The 18,828-nt window shown below is 73.8% G+C and carries 16 protein-coding genes; 8 read left to right on the forward strand and 8 right to left on the reverse strand.

Annotated elements, in window-relative coordinates:
• Window positions 1-2: 2 nt before the first annotated feature.
• A complete protein-coding gene (locus ACFYPR_RS06635) occupies window positions 3-872 on the reverse strand; it encodes a putative RNA methyltransferase (protein ID WP_387259349.1) in 870 nt (289 codons plus the stop codon).
• Window positions 873-1,135: 263 nt separating this feature from the next.
• Between ACFYPR_RS06635 and ACFYPR_RS06640 the strand changes: the two genes are divergently transcribed.
• From ACFYPR_RS06640 to ACFYPR_RS06650, 3 genes are all read left to right on the forward strand, one after another.
• A complete protein-coding gene (locus tag ACFYPR_RS06640) occupies window positions 1,136-1,861 on the forward strand; it encodes a hypothetical protein (RefSeq protein WP_387258882.1) in 726 nt (241 codons plus the stop codon).
• A 67-nt stretch (window positions 1,862-1,928) separates the two neighbouring features.
• Window positions 1,929-2,195 (forward strand): hypothetical protein, encoded by a 267-nt coding sequence (locus tag ACFYPR_RS06645; RefSeq protein ID WP_354863207.1) that lies wholly within the window; start codon window positions 1,929-1,931, stop codon window positions 2,193-2,195.
• A gap of 106 nt (window positions 2,196-2,301) precedes the next feature.
• Window positions 2,302-3,369: an adenosine deaminase gene (locus ACFYPR_RS06650; RefSeq protein ID WP_354863206.1), complete on the forward strand. Its 1,068-nt coding sequence runs from the start codon at window positions 2,302-2,304 to the stop codon at window positions 3,367-3,369.
• Window positions 3,370-3,415: 46 nt separating this feature from the next.
• On the opposite strand, the gene ACFYPR_RS06655 is transcribed toward ACFYPR_RS06650, so the two are convergent.
• A complete protein-coding gene (locus ACFYPR_RS06655) occupies window positions 3,416-3,733 on the reverse strand; it encodes a hypothetical protein (RefSeq protein WP_387258883.1) in 318 nt (105 codons plus the stop codon).
• Window positions 3,734-4,235: 502 nt separating this feature from the next.
• On the opposite strand from ACFYPR_RS06655, the gene ACFYPR_RS06660 reads away from it, so the two are divergent.
• The 4 genes from ACFYPR_RS06660 (at window position 4,236) to ACFYPR_RS06675 (ending at window position 9,385) form a co-directional block, all read left to right on the forward strand.
• Window positions 4,236-7,913 carry a nitrate- and nitrite sensing domain-containing protein gene (locus tag ACFYPR_RS06660; RefSeq protein ID WP_387258885.1) on the forward strand — a complete coding sequence of 1,226 codons (3,678 nt, stop codon included), beginning with the start codon at window positions 4,236-4,238 and terminating at the stop codon, window positions 7,911-7,913.
• Window positions 7,910-8,314, forward strand: coding sequence for a roadblock/LC7 domain-containing protein (locus tag ACFYPR_RS06665; protein WP_007455462.1), 405 nt, complete (start codon window positions 7,910-7,912; stop codon window positions 8,312-8,314). The genes ACFYPR_RS06660 and ACFYPR_RS06665 overlap by 4 nt, the downstream gene beginning before the upstream one ends.
• Before the next feature lie 98 nt (window positions 8,315-8,412).
• Window positions 8,413-8,790, forward strand: a complete 378-nt coding sequence (locus ACFYPR_RS06670) for a DUF742 domain-containing protein (RefSeq protein ID WP_030329021.1) — start codon at window positions 8,413-8,415, stop codon at window positions 8,788-8,790.
• Between the two features lies 1 nt (window position 8,791).
• On the forward strand, window positions 8,792-9,385 hold the full coding sequence (locus ACFYPR_RS06675) for an ATP/GTP-binding protein (RefSeq protein WP_007455465.1): 594 nt from the start codon (window positions 8,792-8,794) through the stop codon (window positions 9,383-9,385).
• A 268-nt stretch (window positions 9,386-9,653) separates the two neighbouring features.
• Here the strand turns inward: ACFYPR_RS06675 and ACFYPR_RS06680 are convergent, their stop codons facing one another.
• Both ACFYPR_RS06680 and ACFYPR_RS06685 read right to left on the reverse strand, forming a co-directional pair.
• A complete protein-coding gene (locus ACFYPR_RS06680; protein ID WP_354861593.1) occupies window positions 9,654-12,068 on the reverse strand; it encodes a transposase in 2,415 nt (804 codons plus the stop codon).
• Window positions 12,069-12,107: 39 nt separating this feature from the next.
• The gene (locus tag ACFYPR_RS06685; protein WP_354861590.1) at window positions 12,108-13,079 is read right to left on the reverse strand and encodes a DNA primase; all 972 of its coding nucleotides are present in this window, start codon (window positions 13,077-13,079) and stop codon (window positions 12,108-12,110) included.
• Window positions 13,080-13,239: 160 nt separating this feature from the next.
• Here ACFYPR_RS06685 and ACFYPR_RS06690 point away from each other — a divergent pair, with 160 nt between their 5' ends.
• On the forward strand, window positions 13,240-13,581 hold the full coding sequence (locus ACFYPR_RS06690) for a helix-turn-helix transcriptional regulator (RefSeq protein WP_354861589.1): 342 nt from the start codon (window positions 13,240-13,242) through the stop codon (window positions 13,579-13,581).
• Between the two features lie 15 nt (window positions 13,582-13,596).
• Here the strand turns inward: ACFYPR_RS06690 and ACFYPR_RS06695 are convergent, their stop codons facing one another.
• The 4 genes from ACFYPR_RS06695 to ACFYPR_RS06710 all read right to left on the reverse strand — a co-directional run bounded on the left by ACFYPR_RS06695 (window position 13,597) and on the right by ACFYPR_RS06710 (window position 18,810).
• On the reverse strand, window positions 13,597-14,274 hold the full coding sequence (locus ACFYPR_RS06695) for a permease prefix domain 1-containing protein (RefSeq protein WP_355069163.1): 678 nt from the start codon (window positions 14,272-14,274) through the stop codon (window positions 13,597-13,599).
• Window positions 14,275-14,342: 68 nt separating this feature from the next.
• Entirely contained in the window at window positions 14,343-16,133 is a 1,791-nt protein-coding gene (gene cydC, locus ACFYPR_RS06700; RefSeq protein ID WP_387258887.1) for a thiol reductant ABC exporter subunit CydC, read from the reverse strand.
• A complete protein-coding gene (gene cydD / locus ACFYPR_RS06705; RefSeq protein WP_363938014.1) occupies window positions 16,130-17,806 on the reverse strand; it encodes a thiol reductant ABC exporter subunit CydD in 1,677 nt (558 codons plus the stop codon). Before cydD ends, cydC begins: the two co-directional genes overlap by 4 nt.
• Window positions 17,803-18,810, reverse strand: a complete 1,008-nt coding sequence (locus ACFYPR_RS06710; protein ID WP_387258888.1) for a cytochrome d ubiquinol oxidase subunit II — start codon at window positions 18,808-18,810, stop codon at window positions 17,803-17,805. The genes cydD and ACFYPR_RS06710 overlap by 4 nt, the downstream gene beginning before the upstream one ends.
• Between the last annotated feature and the right edge of the window lie 18 nt (window positions 18,811-18,828).

The raw sequence follows: 18,828 nt of genomic DNA on the forward strand, positions 1-18,828 counted from the left end.
CCTCAGCGGCGTCGGTAGGCGTCCAGCCGGACCGCCACGCGCACCCGGACCGGCTCGGGCAGCGCGGCCAGCCGTTCGGCGAGGGCGGTCGGGTTGGTGTGCCAGGCGCTCGGACCCATCCCGACCAGCGTGGCGACCTCCGGCCGGGTCAGGGCCAGCTCCGCGCGGTGCACCGTCGAGCTGACCCGCGTGAAGTGCCCGCCCAGGCTGGCGGCCACCCGGTCGGCCTTGTCCGGGTCCACCCGCAGCAGGTCGAGGGCCTCCACCAGTTCGGTGAGGTGGTCGGCGGCGGGCGTCACCACGAGCAGCGTGCCGGCCGGGTCGAGCACCCGGTGGAACTCCGCGCCGTTGCGCGGGGCGAACACGTTCAGCAGCACGGCCGTCGAGCCGTCCGCGAGGGGCAGCCGCTGCCAGGTGTCGGCGAGCGCCGCGGCCGCCCGGGGATGCACCCGGGCCGCGCGACGCAGCGCCGGCTTGGAGACGTCCAGGGCTAGACCCACGGCGTCCGGCAGCGCCGCCAGCACCGCGCCGAGGTATCGGCCGGTGCCCGCGCCGGCATCCACCACCAGGGGGTACGCGTCGAGCGACGACACCTCGCGCAGGTGCTGCACGGCCTGCGTCGCGGCGGCGGCCAGGGCGTCCGAGACCGGGTCGTAGTGCCCGGCGGTGAGGAAGTCGGCGCGGGCGGCCACCATCTCGGCGCTGTCCCCGGAGTGCGGTGCGCGGCCGGCGAGCAGGTTGACGTACCCCTGCCGGGCCACGTCGAAGCTGTGCCCGCGCGGACACCGCAGCGCCCAGGCGGTGCCGGCGGTCGTCTCGGCCAGCGGTTCGCCGCAGACCGGGCAGCGCAGCCGGGCCGCCACTGGTGCCAGCGGGGTGGGTGCGGGGTCTGCCACCGCCAGATCCTATGTCGGGCCGAGAGTCGACGCGTGCTGCGTTGAGTGTCGGCCGGCCAACGGAGGTCGGTGAGCTGCGCGGTCAGCGCCGGACACGATGCCCGACATAACCAATCTGTCTATTAAATACTATTTCAACTTGATGAATAGCGAAATTACCGATGAGTCGTCGTGGTCGAACGAGATCCAATTAGCTTGCTAGCCTCCGCTCGTCATTACTTGAGACATGGGGGATGTACATGCGCAATGACCGCTCCTTAAGCCGAACGCTGCTCGCCGCATTTGTGGCTGGTGTCGCCGTGGTCGGCCTCTCCACCCCGGCATACGCCGAGGACGACGCCCACGCGACCGCCCTGGCGGCTGCCACCGCGGCTCTGCAGACGTCCGCGTCGAGCACGGGGCTGACCGTGGACTGGGCAATCCTAGCGACGCTGTCCACCGAGGAACTGCTTGCGATCCCGGAATCCGTCCCGACGGATCCGGACGGCATCGAGTTGCAGGATCCCGACCCGGTCGAGTCCGGCGCGCTCGGTCAGCCGCCGGCCGACTGGCCGACTCCGGACGGCGCGGGCTCCGCGTCCGGCGGCGATAGCTGCAAGACCAACGGCGCCACCCTCTATTTCAAGGGTGGGGTCACCAAGGCGAAGCTGTGGAGGTTCACCGAGTCCGTCTATTACTGCTACAACTACGGCAGGCGCACCATCACGCGCATCTCTACGCCGGACACCGCCGGTTACATCTACGGCCCGGGTCAGGTGCAGGGCTGGAAGTACCGTGGCGTCAGGAGCGGCCCCAACAACGTCAAGCACACCGATCTCTACGGGGTTTCCTACTACACCAGTTACGTGCAGGCGCAGTTCGAGCTCTGCACCGTGCGTCTGGCGTGCGTCGCCGAGAGTGACCCGTGGATCCGGCTCTACAGCTACCGCGACGGCTCGGTGCGGGCCGAAAAGGGCGGGGTGTGAGCGCGCTCCGGGATGCCTGACGCCGGACCGTCGTAGACTCGGAAAGACCGGGAAGAGGAGGGTGACGATGACCGCGGAACGCGTCGAGGTGCCGCCCCGATTGGATCGGCAGCGTCGGTTCACCGTGGTGGCCGTCTGCTGCGTCGTGCTCGCCACGTTGGTCGCCAGCGCACCCGGCGGTGCGGTCGTGTCCCTGGTCCTGTTCGTGCTGGCCGCTCGTCGGCAGGCACCGAGGGCGTTGCGGTGGAGCCTCGGCGTGAGCTCCGCCGTGCTGGCGGCGCTCAGCCTGCTCGTGCTGGCCGACGCCGGATTCGGCTTTACCGCTCTCGCATAGCGCGGCGGTGCGGGAGCCCGGCTGCCCGGGAGCCCGCACCGCTGGCGCGGGCGGCGGCAGCGGCACCACCGCCCGTATCCGGCTCAGGCATGACTAGGGTCGGAGCATGGCAATCCGGTACGAGGACATCGTCAAGGTCCCGAAGGCGCTGCTGCACGACCACCTCGACGGAGGGCTGCGGCCGGCGACGATCGTCGAGCTGGCCGCGGAGGTGGGGCACGAGCTGCCCACCACCGACCCGGAGGCGCTCGGACGCTGGTTCGTCGAAGCCGCCGACTCCGGGTCGCTGGAGCGTTACCTGGAGACGTTCGCGCACACCGTGGCGGTCATGCAGACCGGGCCGGCGCTGCGCCGGGTGGCGCGGGAGTGCGCGCTGGACCTGGCCGCCGACGGGGTCGTCTACGCCGAGGTGCGGTTCGCCCCCGAGCAGCACCTGGAACGGGACCTGAGCCTGGACGAGGTGGTCGAGGCCGTGCTGGCCGGGTTCGCCGAGGGCGCCGCCCAGGCCGTCGAGGCCGGCCTGACCATCCGGGTGGGCACCCTGCTCACCGCCATGCGGCACGCGGCGCGCTCACAGGAGATCGCCGAGTTGGCCGTGCGGCACCGCGACGCGGGGGTGGTCGGCTTCGACATCGCCGGCGCCGAGGCGGGCTTCCCGCCCACCCGGCACCTGGACGCCTTCGAATACCTGCAGCGCGAGAACTTCCACTTCACGATCCACGCCGGTGAGGCGTTCGGGCTTCCGTCGATCTGGCAGGCGATCCAGTGGTGCGGCGCGGACCGGCTCGGTCACGGCGTACGGATCGTGGACGACATCGCCCCCGACGGCGCGCTGGGCCGGCTGGCCGCGTACGTGCGGGACAAGCGGATCCCGTTGGAGCTCTGCCCCTCGTCGAACGTACAGACCGGCGCGGTGGCCTCGATCGCCGACCATCCGATCGGGCTCCTGCGCGACCTGCGGTTCCGGGCCACCGTCAACACCGACAACCGGCTGATGAGCGGCACCTCCATGTCGCGGGAGATGTCGCTGCTGGTGGAGACCTTCGGCTACGGCTGGCGCGAGCTGCAGTGGTTCACCATCAACGCGATGAAGAGCGCCTTCATCCCGTTCGACGAGCGACTGCGGATCATCGACGAGGTGATCAAGCCGGCGTACGCCAAGCTGCTGCCCTGAGGGGGCCTCGGCCCTGCGGGTGGCCTCCTCGGCTCTGCGGGCGCCCTCAGCCCCGCGGGTGGCCTTCGCGGCCGTGCGGGTGGTGGCCGGCGAGCAGGCCGGCCACCCGGCGCAGCACCTCCCGGGCTCGGGCCGCCTCGGCGCCCAGCCCCATCTGCCGGCGCAGCACCGCGGGCTCCGCCCCCAGCAGGGCCACCCCGCGCCGGAGGAGCACCCGGGGCGCCTTGCGCTGCTCGGACAGGTCGCGGGCCAGCCGGCGCAGGAAGGTCGCCCCGCGCGGACGGCGCAGCGCGTACGCCCCGGCGAGCAGCCCGCGGCGGCGGCACTCCTCGACGATCTCGGCGGCGAAAATCCCTTCGGCCACGAAAAGTGGCGATCCGTCGACATCAAATGGCCGGGTGGCCACCCGTCGATCCGCGCCGATCGCATAAACCGGCACATCGGCACGGCCCTCGCGGGCGAGTCGAGCAATCGTTTCGACGGCGGTCAGGGCGTCCCAGGACTGCGGTGATTCCCAATCGACCTGGCCGTTTCGGCGCGGCAACGTAGGGTCATCGCCGTCCTTGTAGAAGTCGTCCAAACACAGCACCGGCAACCCGGTTTGCTGCGCTATGTACGACTTTCCGGAGCCTGAGGGGCCGGCGAGCAGGACAACGCGGTGGGGATGTTCCATTACCTTCAGTTACTCCGGCCAGACGGACTGCTATCAAATCGCATCAACATCTCATCACACCTTCGGCCGGTGCCAACCTGGGCTTTCTTCTTGCCGACCGGCGTGATGGAATCTCGGGGGTCCGACCCGCCGGGTCGGTCGCTGGGCGTTGCCCGGGGCAACGCGTTCAAGCTGTAATCGCGAGGGCGGTGACGTGAGCAAACGGCCAAAGACGGCGGGCTCCTTCCTGTCGCGGCTGCGCCGGCCGGCCAGTCGGCTCCGGGACATGCCGATCTGGTCCAAGCTCGGTCTCATCATGATCGTGCCGACCATCGCCACGGTCGTCGTGGGCACCAGTGGTCTCGTCGACCACCTGGACACGCTCAACAATGCCAACCGAGCCGGCGACCTGGCCAACCTGTCGAGCTATTCGGGTGACCTGGTCGACACGCTGCAGGACGAGCGGACCACCGCCGTGCTGCTGCTGCAGGCCACGGGGACGCAGCCGAAGGCGCAGTACCAGGAGGCCTACAACCGGGTCAACTCCCGGGTCGACCAGGCGACGGGCCCGTACCGGCAGCAGCGGAGCGACGTCGAGGACCTGCCGGGCAGCCTCGAAGGTCTGCTCGACGGCATCGACCAGAACCTGCAGGAGCTGCCGGGCGTCCGCAGTCAGGTGTTCAACGGCAAGCTGAAGCTCGCCGAGGCCATCCAGGCGTACGAGGGTCTGATCAACGACCTGCTCGCCATCCGTGACTCGGCCACCCAGCTCGCCGGCAACAACGACCTGAGCGACCGGATGCGCGCCGCCGCGGCGGTCGCCCGGGAGAAGGAGTTCCTCGCCGTCCGCCGGGTCGTCGTCCACCGCGCGCTCGGCGTGCAGGGCGGCCAGCGGCTGACCCCGGCGCTGCGCACCGACTACATCGCCAGCGGCACCGGCCAGCAGCAGGCTCTGCAGAGCTTCAAGGCGGTCGCGAGCCCCGACGAGGCGAAGTTCCACGACCAGACGGTCGCCGGCGGTGACCGCCGCGAGGCGCAGAACTACACCGGCTGGATCGACGGCAACACCACCGGCGACATGCGTGGCGCCCCGTTCGGCCCCGACCAGTGGGACTCGGCCATGACGGCCAACGCCAAGCTGATCCGCGCCGTCGAGACGAAGCTCGACGGGGACGTGGTCGCCGAGGCCGACAACCTGCGCTCGGACGTCCAGCGCCAGGTGTTCCTGGAGACCGGCCTGCTGCTCAGCATGCTGCTGCTGGCCATCCTCTTCGCGTACCTGGTCGCCCGCTCGATGGCCCGTTCGCTGCGTGAGCTGCGTCAGGGCGCCCTCTCCGTCGCCCAGTACGGGCTGCCGCAGGCGGTGGCCCGACTCCGTGACCCGCAGGTCGTCGGGCAGCTCTCCCCGGTGCAGCTGGCCAACCAGATCGCCGAGCCGCTGCCGGTCCGCAGCAAGGACGAGTTCGGCCAGGTGACCGAGGCGTTCAACGCCGTTCACCTGGAAGCCGTCCGGACGGCCGCCGAGCAGGCGGCCCTGCGCGCCTCCGTCGCGACCATGTTCGTCAACCTGGCCCGTCGTTCGCAGATCCTGGTCGACCGCCTCATCGGGCACCTCGACCGACTGGAGCGCGGCGAGGAGGACCCGGACCGGCTGGCCGAGCTGTTCCAGCTCGACCACCTGGCCACCCGGATGCGCCGCAACGACGAGAACCTGCTCGTCCTCGCGGGCGCCGACTCCACCCGCGTGCAGCGTGAGCCGGCCGCGCTCATCGACGTGCTGCGCGCGGCGCAGTCCGAGGTCGAGCACTACACCCGGATCGAGTTCGGGGTCATCGACCGCGACATCGAGGTCGCCGCGCACGCGGTCAATGATCTGGTGCACCTTATCGCCGAGCTGTTCGACAACGCCACCGCGTTCTCCCCTCCGGACTCGCAGGTCATGGTCGAGGCCCGCCGGGTCGGTGACCGCGCCTCGCTGTACGTGGAGGACCGCGGCATCGGCATCAGCCGCGAGCAGCTGCACGAGCTCAACGACAAGCTCGCGACGCCGCCGCAGGTGGACGTGGCTGTCTCCCGGATGATGGGCCTGGTCGTGGTCGCCCGCCTGGCGTCGCGGCACGGCGTCCGCGTCGAGCTGCGCCCCGGCGCCGACCGCGGCACGGTCGCCGACGTGACCCTGCCCACCTCGGTGCTGGTGCCCCGCGCGCTCGCCGGCCGGGTGCAGCAGCCGCCGGCCCTGCCCGCGGCCGGCCCGCAGCACGGTGGGCCCGCGCCGGTCCTCGGCGCGCTGCCCGCGCTGGGCAACGGACCCCGCCCCGGCGAGTCCGGCAACCAGGTCACGCTGGGCGGCCGGCCGTTCGACCCGGCCTCGCGCAACGGCGCCGGCACGCCCGCCAACACCGGTGCGTACCGTTCGATGCCCGCCTGGTCGGACCTGACCGGCGCGAGCGCGAGCAACGGGGTCAACGGCGGCGACGGGTTCGCGCCCCGGACGGCCAACGGCCAGCCCATCGACCCGCTGCCGCAGCGGCGGGCCGGCGACGAGCCGACGACCACCGGCCAGCAGCCGGCCATTCCCCGGCAGTTGCCCAGCAGCCCGGAGGTGCACCCGTACTCCGCGCCGCCGGTCTCCGCGCAGCCCTACTCCGGTGCGCCGGTCTCCGCCTCGCCGGCGTCCGGTCAGCCGTACTCCGGTCAGCCGTACTCCGGTCAGCCCTACTCGGGTGCGCCGTACGGCAGCCCGCCGGTGTCCGCCGCTCCGGCCTCCGGCCAGCCGTACGCCGGTCCGCCGGTGTCCGCGTCGCCGGTCTCGGCCTCCCCGGCGTCCGGTCAGCCGTACTCGGCGCCCCCGGCCTCCGGCCAGTCGTTCAGCGGCTTCACGCCCCGGTCCGCCCCGCCCGCTCCGGCGCCCAGCGCCCCGGCGCCGCCGGCCTGGCCGCCGGTGCCCGGCGGCGAGCGGGACACGCAGACCCCGCCGGTGCCCGAGCGGCTCGCCGCCGCCCTGGACATGACGACGGAGCTGCCCCGGGTGCCGCGCCCCGGCGACCAGCCGAGCACCGCGGCCCAGCCGCCGGCTCCGGCGCCCCAGGCTCAGCAGGTCCGCGCCCCGCAGGCTCCGGCTCAGCAGGCTCCGGCCCCGCAGGCCCAGGCTCAGCAGGCCCAGGCGTCGCGTCCGCCGGCGCAGACCCGCCCGGCACCGCAGCAGCCGCAGGCCCAGAACCGCCAGCGGTACGCGGACGAGACCATGGAGCTGCCGATCTTCCGGGAGCTCGAGTCCGCCTGGTTCCGTACCCGCCGTCCGGGTCCGGAGGAGGCCGCGGCCGGCGACAAGCCGGCGGCGAACGGCGGTGGCGGTGACGCGACCCAGCAGTTCGCGGCGGTCGAGGCCACCGGTCGGGCAGTCCACAAGACATCACCCGGGACGACAGGTAACACGCCGATGGCAGACACTCCGACGGCCGGAGGAGCGCCGCAGGACAACGGGTCAACAGCGAACGGGGGCGCACGCCCCGGCCTCGCCGAGAGCCTGCCGAACCGCCGGCCCCAATCGCAGACCAACGGCTGGCAGACCGCCGCCGACGACGGCTGGCGTGCCGCCTCGGCAGCGGCCACGGCGGCGCCGGTCAACGAGACCACCACGACCGGTCTGCCGAAGCGCAAGCCGATGGCGCAGCTGGTGCCGGGCGCGGTGGAGAAGCCCACCACCTCGGTCCAGCGACGTTCCCCGGAGGCGGTCCGTGGCCTGCTCTCCGCCTACCACCGGGGCGTGCAGCGAGGGCGTAGCACCTCGGACAACCCGACCAGCCCGGAGGCGACTCCGGGAGGGCAGCAATCCTCGCAGTCTGGCTCAGGCCCAGCGGCCGGGAGCGGGCAGAAGGAGCAAGAAGGATGACAACTACGCAGGATCTTGGTTGGCTGCTGGCCAACTTCGCCGACCGGGTGCCCGGTGTCGCACATGCGGTCGCCGTCTCGGCGGACGGCCTGCTCCTCGCGTCGTCACGGGACCTGCCGCGGGACCGGGCAGACCAGCTCGCCGCGATCGCGTCCGGTCTGGTCAGCCTCACCCAGGGGGCAGCCCGCTGCTTCGAGGGAGGCGCGGTGCTCCAGACCGTCGTGGAGATGGACAATGGCTTCCTGTTCCTGATGTCCATCTCGGATGGTTCGTCCTTCGCCGTGCTGGCGGCCCGCAGCTCCGACGTCGGGCAGGTCGGCTACGAGATGGCACTACTGGTCGACCGGGTGGGCGACGCCCTGACCCCGCAGCCGCGTGCGGCCGCGGGCATGCTGGGCTGACGCCTCGCCGATCGTGTGGTCGGCGCAACTGAAACGACAAGAACGACGAGTTCCACCGGTGGGAGCCGGTACGGGGTGCGAAGGAGGTGAGCGGCGACATGGCCGATCGTGACGAACCGACCGGAGCGTTGGTCCGTCCATACGCCGTGACCCGTGGTCGAACCCGTCCCCGGCTCGACATCGCGCTGGAGGCGCTCGTCGAGACGACGGTGCGCGGTCGGGCCGCTGCCAATGGCAACGGCGGCCAGGGCCGCGAACACCAGTACATCGCCGCGCTGTGTGACGGACGCGTGCAATCGCTCGCCGAGATCGCGGCGCGGATGCAGCTCCCGCTCGGTGTGGCCCGGGTGCTCATCGCCGACATGGCGACGGACGGCCTGGTCGCGGTCCACGAGCCGACCATCCTGGACGACTCCGACGACGCGGTGGGCACTGAACTGCTGGAGAGGGTGCTGAGTGGACTTCGCAGGCTCTGACATGTCGCACCGCCCACCGAACCCGAGTGGGCGCGTGACGTCGGCGAAGATCGTTATCGCCGGTGGATTCGGCGTCGGTAAGACGACGCTGGTCGGCTCGGTCTCGGAGATCACGCCGCTGACCACCGAGGCCATCATGACCTCCGCTGGCGTGGGCGTCGACGACACCCGGCAGGTGCCGGGCAAGACGACGACCACGGTGGCCATGGACTTCGGCCGGATCTCGATCGACCGTGACCTGATCCTGTACCTGTTCGGTACGCCGGGTCAGACCCGATTCTGGTTCATGTGGGACGAACTGGTGCGGGGCGCGATCGGCGCGGTCGTGCTGGTGGACACCCGCCGGCTGGCCGACTGCTTCGCGGCGATCGACTTCTTCGAGCACCGGCGGCTGCCGTACCTGGTGGCCATCAACTGCTTCGACGGGATGCAGTACCACGACCCGCAGGACGTCCGGGACGCCTTGGCGATCTCGAGCGACGTGCCGGTCGTGGCCTGCGACGCCCGTAACCGGGAGTCGACGAAGCACGTGCTGATCTCGCTGGTCGAGTACGTGCTCACCATGCGCCGTACGCGCGCCGTCGCCCCGGCCTGATCGGGACGCTCTCGCGCCCGGTGGTGGCCCTGGCCGCCACCGGGCGCTGAATGCTGCCCGGGGCGGGTACGGCTCCGCCCAAGAGATCTTGGAAGGTGTCCGGCCCTTCGGGGCGGGTTCCTTCCAGGATCTCTTGCGTTGGCGCGCGGTCGTTCGGGCCGCCCTACCCGCGTGTGCGCGGGCCGGTCTGGTTGGCCCCTGAACGCACTTCCGCCCCCAGCCGGTGTTACGGCTGAGGGCGGAAGGAACGCGTACGGGAGAGAGTCGCTCAGGACTGGTAGCCGGCGGAGCGGTACTCGTACTCCCGGTCGTCGTCGCGGTCCCCGTGGTCGCGGCTGAAGTCCCAGCCGCCGGCGGCCTCCCGGCCCGGTCGGCCGCCCACCGCGAACCCGCCGATCTCCTGCCCGCGACGCCAACCGCGGAAGTAGCCGGTGGTGTTCTCCGCGAGGCTCGCCGCATCGCGCACTATCCGCAGTGGGCGCTCCTCGCGCAGCGGGGAACCCGGGACCAGATTGGCCTGCGGGACGCGCTTCGGCAGCCCGGCGTTGGTCTCGGCGCCCACCGCGGGGCGGGCTGCCTGCTCGGCGGCCTGCCACCCGGTGTCGGCCGTGGTCGACCAGTCCAGGTCGGACTCCTCCTCGGTGTGCCCGACGAACCACGCCGACTTGGCCTGCGCGAAGATCAGCAGATCACCGTCGCCCTCGTCGGCCACCGGCGGCGGTCGGTGCTCGACCGGCGGGGGTCGGTGCTCGACCGGGGGAGGCGGCCGGTGCTCGGCGGCCCGCTCGACGCGGGGCGCCTGACGGTTGTTGCGGGCGGCCTGCTCCCGGTCGACCAGCCGCAGCGGCGGCGTCTCCAGGCGGGGATCACCGGGGGGAGGGTTGAGCCCTTCCCGCAGTGCCCGGTCCGCCAGCGGCGGCGGCTCGACCAGCCGCAGCATGGGTGGCTCCTGGGGCAGGTCGTCGGCCAGCCAGGGCGGCGTGACCCGACCGTCGGCCCGGCCCGGATCGGTCGGGGCGTCGACGCGGTTGCCGCCGTACGAGTAGGCGACGGGGTTGTTCGGCGAGCTGTCGGCCGGGTCCTCCGGGTTGTTGACCAGGGGCCAGTTCGCCCGGGAACCCGGGGGTGCCGACTCCTGACCCGGCCGGGGAGCGGGCACCGGGATGCTGAGGTCGGTGGCGCTGAACCCGCCGGTGGGCGGCTCCTCGACCGGCCGCTGCACGTGACTCTGCCGCTCGCCGTTGGTCTTCGGGCGGGGCGGAATGACCGTGCGCTGCCGCTCGGCCCGCGCGTGGTTGATCGCGGCGGTGGTGAGGGTCGGCCGGAACGGCTCGCCCGCCTCGGCCGGCGGCACGGTGCCCCGCTGAGCCGGCGCGATGGGAGTGATCCCCGGCGGCGGGGGCGGCGGCGACGAGACCGGCCGGTTGGTCGGGCCGTCGATTCGGCTCGGGATGGGCTCGGCACGCCCGGGAGGCGCGGACACCGGCGGGCCGGCGACCGCGGCCGGGGCGATCGGCGCGGGTGCGATCGGCGGAGGGGTGACCGGAGCGGGGGCGACCGGCGGCGGCCCGAGCGGGCGCGGCGACGCCAGCGGGGCGCTGCCCGGTGCCGGCTCGGGTCGGCTGCGTCGGCCGGTGACGGGTGTGGGCTCGGCGGCGATCGGGTTCGGTCGGACGGAGCGCAGGCCGGCGCCGGTGCCGGCGAGGCCGGTCAGCTCGCCGACCGACTCGCCACGACGGGCGGCGGCCCGTCGGCCGGGGGCCGGGGCGGGCGTGCTGACCCGGGCGCTGAGCGCGCTGACGAGGGCCTCGCAGCCGGCGTCGCAGGCCCGTACGGAGGCGACGGCCTGCCGGACGGTCTCGGCCACGGCAGAGGTGAGCGCCCGGTTGACGGCGGCGCGGCGCGGCGTCTCCGAGATGGCGACCCGCAGCGCGGTGACCGCCTCGTTGATCTCTTCGGCGTCGGCGACCCCGTCCGCCGCGAGATGCGCGGCGATGGCGTCCGCGGCGACGGACACCTCGCGGCCACGGGCGATGGTGCCGCCGAGCATGCCCGGCTCGGGGAGCGCGTCCAGCACGGCCAGCGACACCGGCTCGGCCGGGTCCGGATAGGCGCGCAGCGCCGCCGGGTAGAGCTCCCGCAGCACCTCGCGCAGCGCCACGGCGGCGGAGTGCCGGCCGCTGGCCAGGGCGGCGTGCGCGGCGAGCACCTGCTTGTAGCCGGCGAGGTCCCGGGGAGCCGGCAGTGTGACGGCGGAGAGCGCACCGGCCTGCAACGCGCGGGCCAGACCGACGGCCCGGCGCTCGGCCGGCGGCGACTGCATCTCCTCAAGCGAGTCGTCGTCGGCGAACCGCTCGGCGAAGTCGTCCACCGAGTCGTCGTCGGCGATCGCCAGGGGACGACCCGCCGCGCTCAACAGCGAGGTGACCGTGTGGTCGTCGCTGTCGGCTGCGATGGCCGCACCGCTCGGTCCGCCCGACCGCTCCACGAGCAGGGCGACGAGCTGGGCGTAGCCAGCCGCGTCGTCGCCGATCTCGCTGACATGCAGCAGACGGCCTGCGTCGTCGACCACAGCGGACGTCAGCGTCGAACCGGCCGAGGCCGGTCGGTCAGCCGGATCCGCCGAGGCCAGACCGCAGTACACGCGCACGAGCGCCACGGCGTCGTCCTCCTCCCGGGACAGGTCTTCCTACTGCCAGCAACTGATGCTCCCCGGTACGGGTCAGTCGCGCCAGTCCACCACCGCAGAGATCTTGCCGACAATGGTGCGCCAACCCAAACTCGCGGTCTGTGCCCCGATCTTCTTCAACCGTCGCCGGCCCATGAAGGCGCCGATCCCGCCGTTGGCCGTGGCCCGCAGCGCCTCGTCCAGGTCGTCGAGGCTGGAGCCGGCGGAGAGCATGTCCAGAACCGCAGGCAGGCGCAACGCGTACGACAGGTCGCGGGCGACCTCGCCGGCCTCGATCAGCAGGGTCGAATCCCAGCTGTCGTGACCGCCGCGCAGGTTCTCCACGACGAGGTCGAGTTCGTAGGTGTCCTCGTCGAGCGGCGCGATGTCGGCCGGCTCCACCCGTTCGGCCAATTCATTCCAGCTGTCCAGTTGGGACAGATCGTTGGGTGCGCCGGAGCGGATGAAACTGACAAGCGATTCGGGGGTCTTGAACAGCAGCAGCTTGCCCCGGTGGCTGAGGAAGACCGGCACCTCCTCGTCGTCCGCCTCGTCGGCGACGTCCTCGGCTTCGGCCTCGTCGTCGTCCGCGGTCGCGTCGGCGTCCGTGGCGCTGTCGCGGCGACGGCGGGACGGCTCGTCCTCGTCGCTGTCGGCGAACTCCTCGGCCAGCTCCTCGTCGAGGATGACGACGCTCTCGTCGTCCTCCTCCTCGATCACCTGCCGGCGGGCGAGGAACGGGTCGTCCTGGTCGCGCTCGGTCACGTCGGTCGGGGTCAGTGACCCGGCCGGCCGGTACGCCCGCAGCGTGAAGCCGGTGCCGGCGGGCAGGGCGATCTCCACCGGGTCGATCCGCAGCTCGTCCCAGAGCGACCGGTCGGCCGACGCGCGGGTGGTGTCGTCGGCCTCGTCGGCCTCGTCTGGCTCGGCCGGGCCGGTGGTGTCGTCGAGCTCGGGCTCGTCGGCGTCGGGCCGTTGGGGCGACTGGCGGGCCACGCTGACCTCCGTGTGCTTCGGGTTGCCCACCCGCCGGCGTCTCCGGCCGGCGAGTGACTCTGGGCACATACCCTAGTCGGCGGCTCGGGAAGCCCGGAGCCCGCACCCCGGTGGCCGGCCGAGAAACGTCTCGGGCCTGCGCGGGCGCGACGGTGGCGATCGGGGCGTTCGACAAGTAGCGTAACTACACATGAAGGCCCAGGCGCTGCACGGCCATCTCGACGCCCTTCTGCTCGCCGTTCTCGAACAGGGCGCGCTGCACGGGTACGCCATCATCGAGTCCCTGCGGGCGCGCAGTGACGGCAATCTCGACCTGCCCACCGGCACGATCTATCCGGCGCTGCGCCGGCTGGAGCGCGCCGGTCACGTGGCGAGCACCTGGAGCACGGTGAACGGTCGGGAGCGGCGGACCTACCAGCTCACCGACTCCGGCCGCCGCGCGTTGGCGGGCGAGCGCGCCGGCTGGCAGGAGTTCCGCGCGACGGTCGGCCGGTTCCTCGACCCCGGCAGCCCGCCCGGCACCCCCGCCTGAGCGCTGGACGCCCGCTCAGCGGGAAGCGGCGGCCCGCAGCCAGCCGCGCGCGGCCCGGGTCAGGGAGAAGTGCGCCGCACCCACCACCACCATGCCGACGATCATCGGCGGCCACGTCAGCGCCGCGTCCCACAGATCGATCGACCAGGCGAAGAGAGCCCCGCCGGCCACGATGCCGAGGACCAGCGTGCCGGTCAGGGCGGCGCCCACCGCGCGCTGCGCCGCCGCCAGGCCCGGTCGCGACGACCGGGCGCTCGCCCAGACCACCAGCAGGCCGGTCACGGCCAGCAGCAGCGCGCCGAGCCAGATCCAGTCGACCGAGGCGGACAGCAGCCGGTAGAGCGCCGGCGGCTGCGGACCCGCACTCCAGCTCGACCCGCGCCACGTCAGGTCGCCGGCGGCCACCAGAACCCCGGCCACGGCCAGCATCCGCAGGGACAGGCCGCGCAGGGCGGCCACCGCCAGCTCCGCCTGCCAGGAGGGCAGCAACTGCGCCGGTGAGCCGAACTCGGCCACCGCCCGCAGCTGCGCCTCCGTGGGCGGCACACCACTCTCGCGGTACGCGTCGACGGCGTCCAGCAGGTCGTGCCGCGCCTCGGTGAGCAGGTCGGACTTCAGCCGCGCCGGCCCCTGAAGCCGGGACTCCAGCGCCCGCAGGTGCTCCTCGACCAGGAAGTCCTCAGCATGCCGCATGGCACCACCCTGCCACGGACGCGAGCGCCCTCACGTCGGGGAGAACCCTGGTCCGTCCCCGAAGCGGGTCAGGGAGCCAGGGCCAGGTACCCGCGCTCGGCGGCTGCCTGGAGCAGCCACTGGTCCCGGTACCAGCCGGGGGTCGCGACCAACTCGGCGTGCCGGCCGCGCTGGATCACCCGGCCGCCGTCGAGGACGACGATCTCGTCGAGGTCGGCCAGCCCGCTGAGCCGGTGGCTGATCAGCAGGACCGAGTGCCCGGCGGGGGTTCCCGCGAGGGCGGAGGCGAGCACCGCGTCGGCGGCGGCCGGGTCCAGCCCCTCGGTGGGCTCGTCGAGCACCAGCACCGGTGGCGCGGCGAGCAGGGCCCGAGCGAGCGCGAGCCGTTGCCGCTGGCCGCCGGAGAGCTGGCCGCCCTCCTCGCCGACCAGGGTGTCCCAGCCGGCCGGCTGGGCGCGTACCCAGTCCAGCAGGCCGGCGGCCGCCATCGCGGCGGTCAACTCGTCCTCGTCGGCGCCGGCCCGCCCGAGCAGCAGGTTCTCCCGGACCGTGGCATGGAAGACGTACGCCTCGGCGAGCAGCCCGCCGACGCTGCGGGGCAGCTCCTCCTCGGCGTACGTCCCCAGGTCGCGGCCGGCCAGGGTGACCTGGCCGGAGGTGGGCCGGACCGCCCCGGTCAGCACGGCGGCCAGGGTGCTCTTGCCGGCGCCGCTCGGGCCGACGACGGCGATGCGCCGGCCGGCGGGCAGGTCCAGGCTCACCCGGTCCAACGCGGGTGCGGCACCGGTGCGGTACCGCACGCTCACCTCGTCGAAGCGCAGGTCGTGCGGCTCGGCCAGGTCGGTCACTCGGGGAGCGGGCGGGGCACTGGGCGTGTCGACGTCGAGGAGGGCGGCCACCCGGGCCAGGCCGGGCCGCAGCTGGGTCCACTGCCGGGCGGCCGAGACCAGGGCCAGCGCCACCTCCACGGCGGCCAGGGTGCCGACGGCCAGCACCCCGACCAGGACGCCCGGCACGTCGGAGGCCAGCGCGACCAGCACCACCGCGGCGGCGGTCAGTCCGGCGGTCAACACCCCTGCGGCGTCCACCGCGAAGCCGGTGGCGGCCAGCCGGCGTTCCAGGCGGGCGAGCCGGCCGGCCCGCTGCTCGGCGGCGCGCAGCGCGGCGTCGGTCGCCCCGAACGCGGCCAGGTCGGCGGCGCCGTGGGTGAGGTCGACGGCGTCGGTGGCCAGCGCGCCGCGCAGCGGTGCCACCTCGGCCGCGCTGCGCCGGGTGACCGCGGTGGCCAGCGCCGGTAGCGCCACACCGGCGACCACCAGCCCGAGCGCGAGCACACCGGCGGCCGGCGGCGAGATCAGCGCCGCCCCGGCCACCGCCAGCACCCCGACCAGGGCCGCCGCCGAGCCGGGCACCAGCACCCGCAGCAGCAGATCCTGGACCGCCTCGACGTCGGACACCAGCCGGCTCAGGACGTCCCCCGAGCGGTGTCGAGTGTCGCGGCGGGCCGTGAGGGTGGCGAAGACCCGGGCCCGTACGTCGGTGATCATGCGGAGGACCGCGTCGTGCCCGGCGAGCCGTTCGGTGTAGCGGAACACGCCCCGGCTGATCGCCAGCGCCCGGACCGCGACGATCGCCACGGTGAGCCGGTCCAGCGGAGGCCGCCCGGCGGCGCTCATCAGCAGCCACGTCGCGGTGGCCATCAGGGCGATCCCGGCGAACTCGGTGGCGGCGGCGAGCAGCCCGGCGCCGGCCAGTCGACCCAGGTACGGGCGGGCCAGCCGCAGCACCGCGCGCTCGGCGCCGGCCCGCCCGGCCGATGTCACCCCAGCCGCGACCTCCGGCCCGTGTTCCGTGCTCATCGGGCCGCCTTTCCGATCGGTTCGGGCGTCAGCTCGGTGACCCGGCCGTCCTCGATGCGCAGGACCCGGTCGGCGTCGGTCAGCAGCGCCGGCCGGTGCGCCACCAGCAGCGCCGTCCGTCCGGCGACCAGCCGGCGGGTGGCGTCCAGCACCACCGCCTCGGCGGCCGTGTCCAGCCGCGCCGTGGGCTCGTCGAGCAGCACCACCGGGGCGTCGCGCAGGAACGCCCGGGCCAGTGCGACCCGCTGCCGCTGGCCGCTGGACAGGCCGTGCCCGCGCTCGCCGAGCAGCGTGTCCAGCCCCTCGGGCAGGCCGGCCACCACGTCGTCGAGGGCCGCGGCGCGCACCGCGGCGGCGAGCGCCTCGGGCGGGGTGTCCGGTGCGCCGAGCCGGATGTTGTCGGCCAGCGAGGTGGCGAAGAGGTGGGCGCGCTGCGGCACCCAGGCGAGCTGCCGACGCCAGGCGTCCGGGTCGGCGGTGGCGAGGTCGACGCCGTCGACGGTGATCCGGCCGCTGGTCGGGGTCACGAAGCCGAGCAGCAGACCGAGCAGGGTGCTCTTGCCGGCGCCGCTGGGCCCGATGATGGCGATCCGTTCGCCGGGTCGGACGGTCAGGGTCACGTCGCGCAGCGCGGTGGTCCGCTCGTACGCCACGGTCACGGCCTCGAACCGGATCTCACCGCGACCGTCCGGGATGGTCGCGCCCTCGGCGGCGCGGGGGGTGGCGGGCGCGGCCGAGACGGTGAGCGCCTCGTCCAGCGCGGTGAGCCCCTCCATGCTGGCGTGGAAGCGGCTGCCGGCGGCCCGCAGCGGCAGGTACGCCTCGGGGGTGAGCAGCAGCACCAGCAGCGCGGTGTGCAGGGCCAGCCCGCCGCCGAGCAGCCGGATGCCGACCGGCACCGCGACCAGGGCCACCGAGAGAGTGGCGACCAGCTCCAGCGCCAGCGCCGAGAGGAACGCGATCCGCAGCGTCTTCATGGTGGCGACCCGGTGCCCGTCGGCCATCCGGCGGACCACCTCGGTCTGCGCCCGGGCCCGGCCGAACGCGCGCAGGGTGGGCAGCCCGGCCACCATGTCCAGGAAGTGTCCGCCCAGCAGGGCCAGCCGACGCCACTGCCGCTCGGTGGCGGCCTGCGCCTGCCAGCCGAGGAGCGCGCCGAAGACCGGGATCAGCGGCAGCGTCAACGCGATGATCAGCGCCGAGCTCCAGTCGGCGACGACGATCCGGGCCAGCACGGCCACGGGCACCGTCACGCTGAGCACCAACTGCGGCAGATACCCGGTGAAGTAGGCGTCCAGCGCGTCCAGCCCACGCCCGGCCAGGGTGGCCAGCTCGCCGGCCCGCTGCCCCGCCACCCAGCCCGGCCCGTGCCGCCCCACCGCGCCGAGCAGGTCGGCCCGCAGCGTGGCCTTGACCGTGGCGGCGACCCGCGCGGAGACCGTGCCCTGTGCCCAGACCAGCGCCGACCGGGCGGCGACCGCGACCACGAGACCCGCCAGCGCCGGCCGGTTGAGCCGCCCGTCAAAGGCGGTGGCCAGCACCGCCGCCAGCGCGGTGGCCTGCGCGACGATCAACGCGGCGGCGAGCACGCCGAGGAGCGCGAGCACGGCAAGATCGCGCCGGGCCGCGGGGACCCGACGCAGCAGACGCGGGTCGAAGGGACGGCGGTTCACCAGTACACCGGTGCCCTGCCGTCGGTCCGTCCCCGGAAAACCCACCAGCACATCGCCTGGAAGCCTAGTAGGGCCGGCAGCAGCGGCAGCGCCACCCAGCCAAGCAGCCGCAGCGTCGGCGCGCTGGCGGCCGCGTCGGCCACCGTCAGCGAGGCGCCCGGGTCGGTCGTGGACACCAGCACGTAGGGCCAGAGAGCCGCGCCGACCAGCGCCACCGGCAGCGCCATTGCCGCGCCGGTGGCGATCAGGGCCCACCCGGGCCGCCGCCGCGCCAGCGCCGCGCGGGCCGCCAGCAGCGCCGCCACCAGCAACACCGGCAGGAGTACGGCCACCGCCGGTCGCCCGACGGCGTCGCGTACCCGCCAGGAGAGCAGGCCCACGACGGTGGCCACGGCGACCGCGCAGAGCGCCACCGGCACCAGCCGGCGGGCCGTGCGGCCGGCCACGGCGGCGGCGTCGGCCGGCAGTCGCAGCGTGAGGAAGGTCGCACCGTGCACCGCGACCAGGGCGACCATGGTCAGCCCGGCGGTCGCCGCGAACGGGGTGGCCAGGTGCGACACCCCGGCGACGTGCCCGTCAGCCTGGCGGGGCACGCCCTGCAACAGCGCGGCCAGCACCACGCCCCAACCCAGCGCCGCCAGCGCGCTGCCGACCACGATGACCCGGTCCCAGCGGGCACGGACCCGCTCGTCGCTCGGCCGGCTGCGCAGTTGCACCCCGGCGGTGACCAGGACGACGCCGACCAGCGCGCCGGCGACCGCCGAGTAGCAGCCGGCGAGCAGTTCACCCTCCAGCACCGGGAAGGCGCCGAACAGGATGCCCACGGCGGCCACCAGCCAGACCTCGTTGCCGAGGAAGAACGGGCCGAGGGCGGTGAGCGCGGCCCGCCGCCCGGCCGGGGCGCCGCCCCGGGCGAGCAGCAACCCGACGCCGTAGTCGTAACCGGCGAGCACGAGGTAGCAGGCGAAGAAGAGGCCGAGAAGGACGTACCAGGCGAGATCCACGGGTGAGTCTCCTCAGTC

The organism is Micromonospora sp. NPDC005254 (assembly GCF_042872525.1).
GTDB lineage: Bacteria > Actinomycetota > Actinomycetes > Mycobacteriales > Micromonosporaceae > Micromonospora.